A 6,841-nucleotide genomic window follows, 5' to 3' on the forward strand; every position below is an offset into this window, starting at 1 on the left:
CGCCCGCCTTGCGGTACGTGTTCAACACCTGAATGCCGTCGCGTTTCGGCAAGCCGAGGTCGAGCAATACAAGGTCGTACACCCCATTGGCAAGCGACAGCTCGGCGGCGCGTCCGTCCGCCGCCCAATCGATCGCATAACCCAGCCGGCGCATGGAGTCGAGCACGGTCTCGGCAATCATTTCGTCGTCTTCCACCAGTAATAGCCGCATCGTGAAGTCCCCGGTCATGCCAACAAATATTGAACATGCATTGTCCGCGGCAGGTGCTTAAGCGTTCCTTAAGCACCTGCCTCTCAGAATCAATCGCTCCTTCGATGAACCGTACCCGTTCCATTCTTTCACCCGGGAGCCAGGCTTGCTTGCATTGCCTATCACCTCGAGTCTGTACCTGCGCAGGCTAGTTTGCACCAGCACGTGCCTGACGATGCTGGCCGGCTGCACCTGGTACCACCGCGAGCCGCTTGCGCCGCGGGACACATCGACCACGCTTACTTCGCTGTCACGCGTGCAGATCGACCCGGCGACCATGCCCTTGCCCGAGCTGGCCGCGCACAGATTCGACCCTTCGGACGGCCTCGACGTTGAAGAGGTCGCCATGCTGGCCGTGGCGAACAATCCTGATCTGAAGCTCGCCCGCGACGACCTGGGGATTGCTCGGGCACAAGCCTTTTCAGCGGGATTGCTGCCTGATCCGCAGTTAGCCGTATCCAGCGACTACCCAGGCATGGAAGGCGCCACACGTGCTTTCAATTATGGCCTGACCATGGATGTGCTCGCGATTCTCACGCGTGGGCCCAACAAGCAGTCGGCGGACGCGACTGTCGCGAAGACTGATCTCGGCCTGCTCTGGCAAGAGTGGCAGGTCGTGGCGCAAGCAAAACAATTGTTCATCAAGGCGCTCTTCCAAGAGGACACGCTGCCGCTGCTTGCGAAACAACGAGACCTGTCGCGCAGGCGTTATGAACGCATGGCCGATGCTCAGCGCGATGGCAACCTGACCGAAGACACCTTGACCGCCGCGCTCACTTCGTATAGCGACGCGCGCAAGCTGTATACCGACGCCGAACGCGCGACCGAGCAGACGCATCATGACCTGAACCTGCTGCTGGGTTTGTCGCCTGAGGTGCAACTAAAGCTCGTGGGTGAGCCAGAAGATGCGCCACTCGACGAAAACGCCGTGCATGATGCGGTTGTCGCGCTGCCGCGCCGGCGACCCGATCTGCTGGCCCTGCAAGCGGGTTACGAGGCGCAGGAGCAAAAGTATCGCGCAGCAATAATGAGCCAGTTTCCGTCTCTGACGGTGGGGTTCGATCGTCAACGCGACACATCGAATGTCTACACGTCCGGCTTCCAGATCAGCCTGAGCCTGCCCATCTTCAACCGCAACCGCGGCAATATCGCGATTGAGCAAAGCACGCGTCAGCGCCTGCGTGATGAATATCAAAACCGCCTGAACCAGGCATTCGCCGACGTGGCCCATCTGCGTGCCGACGACACCATTCTCTCGCGCCAGCTTGAGCAGACCGAAGCGGCGTTGCCCGGAACAGAGTATGCAGCCAGCAACGCCAGCAAGGCGTTTGCCGAGCACAACCTGACGCTTGGCGCGTACACGGATGCCATGTTGGCCGCGCTCAACAAACGCGTGGATATCGCGACGCTTCGCGAAGCGCGGGCCGAACAGCGCGTTGGCTTGCAAGCGCTGCTGGGCAGTGCGATCCCCGACGCATTTTCTTCCGACCTGACCCTGACCGAAGCCCATGCTAAATAACCGGCTTTCGATGCCCGCTTGCATCGCCTTGTGTTTTTGCCTCAGCGTTTTTTTCGAAGCAAACAACGCCCTTGCCGACGACACCGCGGTCGCCGTCACGACCGCCTCGGTCCAGCGCGCACCGATTGCGCAACCGGTGCGCGCATACGGCATCGTTGCGGCTTCCGCGGCGAATCTCACGTCGATCAATCTGCCCTACGTCGCGCGGATCACGCAACTGCGTGTGCAGACGGGGCAGCCAGTCAGACGCGGTGACCCGCTGTTTGTCGTGCAGGCCGACCCTGCAGCCGCGTTGGCCGCGACGCAGGCAAGAAGTGCCGCGACGCTGGCCGATGGCGAACTCTCGCGCACTCAATCGCTCTTCGACAAAGGCCTTGCCACCGCATCGCAACTGGCTGCCGCCCGCAAGGCAACGCAGGATGCCCGCGAAGCGCTGGCTTCGCAGGCACAAAGCGGGATCACGAGCGGGGCCAAGGCAGTTGCGTCGCCCATCGACGGCGTGGTGTTGCAGATATCGGCGGGGCAGGGCGACCAGGTTCAGGCAGGTGCGCCGATCATGCAGCTTGCCGGCGCGGACAGGGGCCAACAGACGCGCGGCAACGTGATGCTGGCGGTCGAACCCTCGGACGCCATCAACATCCATGCCGGCGATGAGGTTCGCCTGCGTGGCCTGTCGAGCTCGCTCGCGAAGGTCTCCATGACAGGCCGCGTGGTTCTGGTGGGGGCGTCCATCGACCCGCAAAGCCAACTCGTCGATGTGGGCGCGAACGTGCCGCTCGGCAACAGCGGCTTCATCCCCGGAACGCACGTGGCCGCCGATATCGATACAAACCGCGGCATGCATTGGGTCGTCCCGCGCTCGGCCGTGCTCAAGGATGAGCACGGCAATTTCGTGTTCCAGGTTGCGTCCGGCAACAAGGCGCGCCGCGTCAACGTGGTGACGCAGATAGAGGACCTGGACCACTATGGCATCGACGGTCCGCTCAATGCGTCGCAACCCATTGTGGTCAGCGGCAATTATGAGTTGAAGGACGGCATGACGGTGCAGGGCGCGGGAGGCGCGCCACGATGAACTTCAGCCAATGGATGCAGGCTCACCGGCGCTCATTGCTGTTCGTGATCGGCTTGCTCGCAGCGGCCGGTGCGCTGACTGCGTTCCGGTTGCCGATATCGCTGTTCCCCAACGTGGCGTTCCCTCGCGCCGTTGTCGCGCTCGATGCCGGCGACCGCCCCGCCGAGCAGATGGCGACGCTCGTCACCATGCCGGTGGAAGAAGCGCTGCGGCGCGTGCCCAATGTACTCGATGTCGAGTCGAAGACGAGCCGCGGGTCCGCCGAGATATCGGTGAATTTTGACTGGGGCACGGACATGGCGCAGGCCACGTTGCAGGCGCAATCGTCGATCAGCGAGATTCTCGGGACGCTACCGCAAGGCACGTCGATGCAGGTCCGCCGCATGGACCCGACGGTGTTCCCGGTGCTTGCATATAGCTTGACGTCGAAGCAGCAATCGCTTTCTGCGCTTCACGACCTCGCGCAGTTCCAGATGCGGCCGCTGTTGTCATCGGTGGAAGGGGTGGCCCGCGTGGACGTGACCGGCGGCGCCACGGACGAGTTCGAAGTGGCCGTGGACCCCGCCCGCCTGGCCGCTTACAAGCTCTCGCTCGCCGATGTGTCGAAGGCGATTGGCTCGAGCAATGTGCTCATGGCAACCGGCCGGATCGAGGATCACTACAAGCTCTATCTGGTCATTGCCGACGCGACCATCACGAAGCTCGACGACCTGAGGAACGTGGTGGTCTCAGCAAACGGTCCAACGCAAATTCGTCTCGGCGATATTGCCACGGTGCGTGCAGGCGTCACGCCGCAATGGATGCGCGTGACGGCCGACGGGCAGGACGCCGTGCTCGTCAACATCTATCAGCAGCCCGGTGCGAACAGCGTCGCCATGGCGAAGGCGATCCGCGCGAAGCTGAGCACATTCCAGGCGCAGATGCCGCCGGGCGTGCGCCTCGCCAACTGGTACGACCAGAGCGAACTGGTGACCGCAGCGGCCACGAGCGTGCGCGACGCCATCATGATCGGCGTGGTGCTCGCTGCGCTGACGCTGTTCGTATTCCTGCGCAACTGGAAGATCACGGCGATTGCGGTGGCGCTGGTGCCGGTCGTGATGGCCGCGACCATTCTATTGCTCGATGTGTTCGGCATGGGCTTCAACATCATGACGCTCGGCGGCATGGCAGCGGCGGTGGGGTTGGTGATCGACGACGCGATCGTGATGATCGAGCATATTGTGCGGCGCATGCGGGAGGGCGGCGCAAACGCGTTTCACGGCCGTGTGATGGCGGCCGCGCTCGAATTCACACGGCCGCTTGCCGGATCGTCCGGGGCAACGTTGATCATCTTCGTGCCCCTTGCCTTCCTCTCCGGTGTGACGGGCGCGTTCTTCAAGGCGCTGTCCATCACCATGGCAAGCGCGCTCTTCATTTCGTTCATGGTGACCTGGCTCGCCGTGCCCATCCTCTGCGACCGATGGCTCAAGCCCAAGGACGCGGAGGAGCACACGGAGAGCCGGCTGGCGATCTGGATGAACACGCGTTATGCGACGTTGATCGGCCGCGTCAGCGCGCGTCCCGTGCTCGTCCTGATCGGACTTGTACCGCTGGTCGTTGTTGCTGCGTTCGCGTTCACGCGGGTAGGCAGCGGGTTCATGCCGACGATGGACGAAGGCGGTTTCGTACTCGACTATCACACCGAGCCGGGCACATCGATCAGCGAAACCGACCGGCTGATGAAGCAAGTCGAAGCAATTGTCAGCGCGAATCCGAATGTCGCCACGTACTCGCGGCGAACCGGCGCAGGCTTGGGCGGTGATCTGAATGAGCCGAACCGCGGAGACTTTTTCGTGCGGCTGAAGTCAGGCAAGCGTGAGCCGATCGAAATCGTGATGGAGGAGATTCGCTCGAAAGTGGAAACGGATGTGCCCGGGGTCAGTATCGAACTGGCGCAACTGATGGAGGACTTGATTGGAGACCTGACTGCCGTGCCGCAACCTGTGCAGATCAAGATCTACTCCGACGACCAGACCATCCTCAACTCGACTGCCCGGAAGGTGGCTGAGGCGATCGGCAAGGTCCAGGGCGTGGTGGATGTGAATGACGGCATCAATCCCGCCGGCGACGCGCTTGAACTGCGCATCCGGCCGGATGCGGCGGCGGCGGAAGGCATGGACCCGCAGAGCATCGCGCAGGCCGTCTCCGACATGGTGCAAGGCAATGTTGCCACGCAGTTCCAGAACGGACCGAAGACGGTCGGCATCCGGGTTCGGGTGGCCGGTGCGCTCGCACTCACCGATACCCAGCTCGGACAGTTACAGATCCGCGCGGCGGATGGCCATCTGTTCGCGCTGGATCGCGTGGCTTCGCGCGTGACCGTGACGGGCCAGCCGGAAGTGAGCCGGGACAACCTGAAGCGCATGGTGGCCGTGACGGCGCGTATTGATGGGCGCGATCTGGGCTCGACCGTTGCCGACGTGCAGAAAGTGCTCGCTACGACCAATCTGTTGCCCACGGGCGTGTATTACGAACTAGGCGGCTTGTTTAAACAGCAGCAGATTGCCTTCAAGGGATTGATGACGGTATTCGGCGCGGCTGTCGCGCTGGTATTTGGCCTGTTGCTGTTTCTCTATGAGCGTTTTCGCATTGCGCTGGCCGTGCTTGCCATGCCTTTGCTGGCGACCGGCGCGGTGTTTGTCGGCCTGTGGGTCACCGGCATTGAACTCAACATTTCCGCGATGATGGGCATGACGATGATCATCGGTATTGTTACGGAAGTGGCGATCTTCTATGTATCGGAGTTGCAAGGCTTGATGCGCGACGAAGAGATGCCGCTCGAGCGAGCGCTGATAGAAGCGGGCCGGAATCGCTTACGGCCAATTGCCATGACGACTATCGCAGCCATTCTTGCGTTGCTGCCGCTCGCGTTTGCACTGGGCCAGGGATCGGCCATGCAGCAACCGCTGGCGGTCGCAATCATTTCCGGTTTGATCGTGCAATTGCCTCTGGTGCTGCTGCTGTTGCCGGTGTTGCTGCAGTTGCTGATGAAACCGCGACGCTGATGGATCGATGTATCCATGATCAGTGAATCGTTGAATCGTTGAATGAAAATGGGGCGCTGAAGAGCGCCCCTGTTAGTAAACTACGCAAACACTTGAAGCAATACTATGGTCCCGCAGAAGCAAGGCCTTAGTTAATGGTGCGAAAAGAGGGATTCATGCGGGAGTGGCAACACGCTACGCGCGCTTGACTGGTTCGATCCGTAGGTTGAAGGGCCATAACCGGTGTGTGCGTCGCCGCTTTGTTGTTGTGCCTGGCGGTTCATATTCTGCGCGGTATCCCGACCTGCGGGATATTTCGTCTTCGACGGCGGAACCAAGCCTTGTTGTTCCGCCTGGACCAAATCAGAGCGTACTTGCGCACGGGTAACGGGATCAGTCGCGGTCTGTGCGAAAGAGGCAAGGGGAAGCGTCAGGGCAGAGGCTGCGAGCAACGAGAGTACGAGTGATTTCATGATGTCTTTTCCTTGACTGAGCGGTCGTCCGGCCTATCCGGACAACGGTTTTACATCGCGAAAGAGGGGCAAGAATCTGCACTTCATAACCGGCGATGCGTGATTTCCATAATACATAGTCATACTTAACATCTCCTTAGCTGCGTAATTTCTTTATCGATAAATTTGGGGATCAAAACGCTTAAGCATCACATAAGAAAATGCATGGGACATTGGTAAGAGGGGTATATTAAATGTGACATGCAATAAGGGCGCCATCGCGTGTTGATTGCTTCGCCAAGTTTTTCTGCTCAGAGTTGCCTGCAACAAATGAACACCGGGCAAGAGCTGATGCTGCGCTCCCAGTTGACCCAATCGCGGGTCGAGTTTTGGACGGCACCCGGCGTTCTGCTGCGATGACGCTAGTCGACATCGGGACCGGCGATGGGCTGATAGCATTTCGAAAAGCCAACCATCGATTTTTAATAAGTAATTCTGCGTATAATTTTGTGTATGAGCTGCCTC

The 6,841-nt window shown here is 60.6% G+C and carries 5 protein-coding genes; 3 read left to right on the forward strand and 2 right to left on the reverse strand.

Going from position 1 to position 6,841, the window contains the following annotated elements:
- The coding region (locus tag JWR14_RS32835; RefSeq protein WP_299717774.1) for a response regulator at nt 1-211 on the reverse strand (211 nt) is incomplete at its 3' end.
- Nucleotides 212-356: 145 nt separating this feature from the next.
- Between JWR14_RS32835 and JWR14_RS32840 the strand changes: the two genes are divergently transcribed.
- From JWR14_RS32840 to JWR14_RS32850, 3 genes are read left to right on the forward strand one after another with little or no spacing between them, the layout of a single operon-like run.
- Nucleotides 357-1,769, forward strand: a complete 1,413-nt coding sequence (locus tag JWR14_RS32840) for a TolC family protein (RefSeq protein ID WP_299717776.1) — start codon at nt 357-359, stop codon at nt 1,767-1,769.
- A complete protein-coding gene (locus JWR14_RS32845; protein WP_299717778.1) occupies nt 1,759-2,841 on the forward strand; it encodes an efflux RND transporter periplasmic adaptor subunit in 1,083 nt (360 codons plus the stop codon). Before JWR14_RS32840 ends, JWR14_RS32845 begins: the two co-directional genes overlap by 11 nt.
- Nucleotides 2,838-5,885, forward strand: a complete 3,048-nt coding sequence (locus JWR14_RS32850; RefSeq protein WP_299717780.1) for an efflux RND transporter permease subunit — start codon at nt 2,838-2,840, stop codon at nt 5,883-5,885. Before JWR14_RS32845 ends, JWR14_RS32850 begins: the two co-directional genes overlap by 4 nt.
- Before the next feature lie 131 nt (nt 5,886-6,016).
- Here the strand turns inward: JWR14_RS32850 and JWR14_RS32855 are convergent, their stop codons facing one another.
- Nucleotides 6,017-6,337, reverse strand: a complete 321-nt coding sequence (locus JWR14_RS32855) for a DUF4148 domain-containing protein (protein WP_299717782.1) — start codon at nt 6,335-6,337, stop codon at nt 6,017-6,019.
- Nucleotides 6,338-6,841: the final 504 nt, after the last annotated feature.

Origin of the sequence: Caballeronia sp., assembly GCF_028292365.1 — a bacterium.
Lineage (GTDB): Bacteria > Pseudomonadota > Gammaproteobacteria > Burkholderiales > Burkholderiaceae > Caballeronia.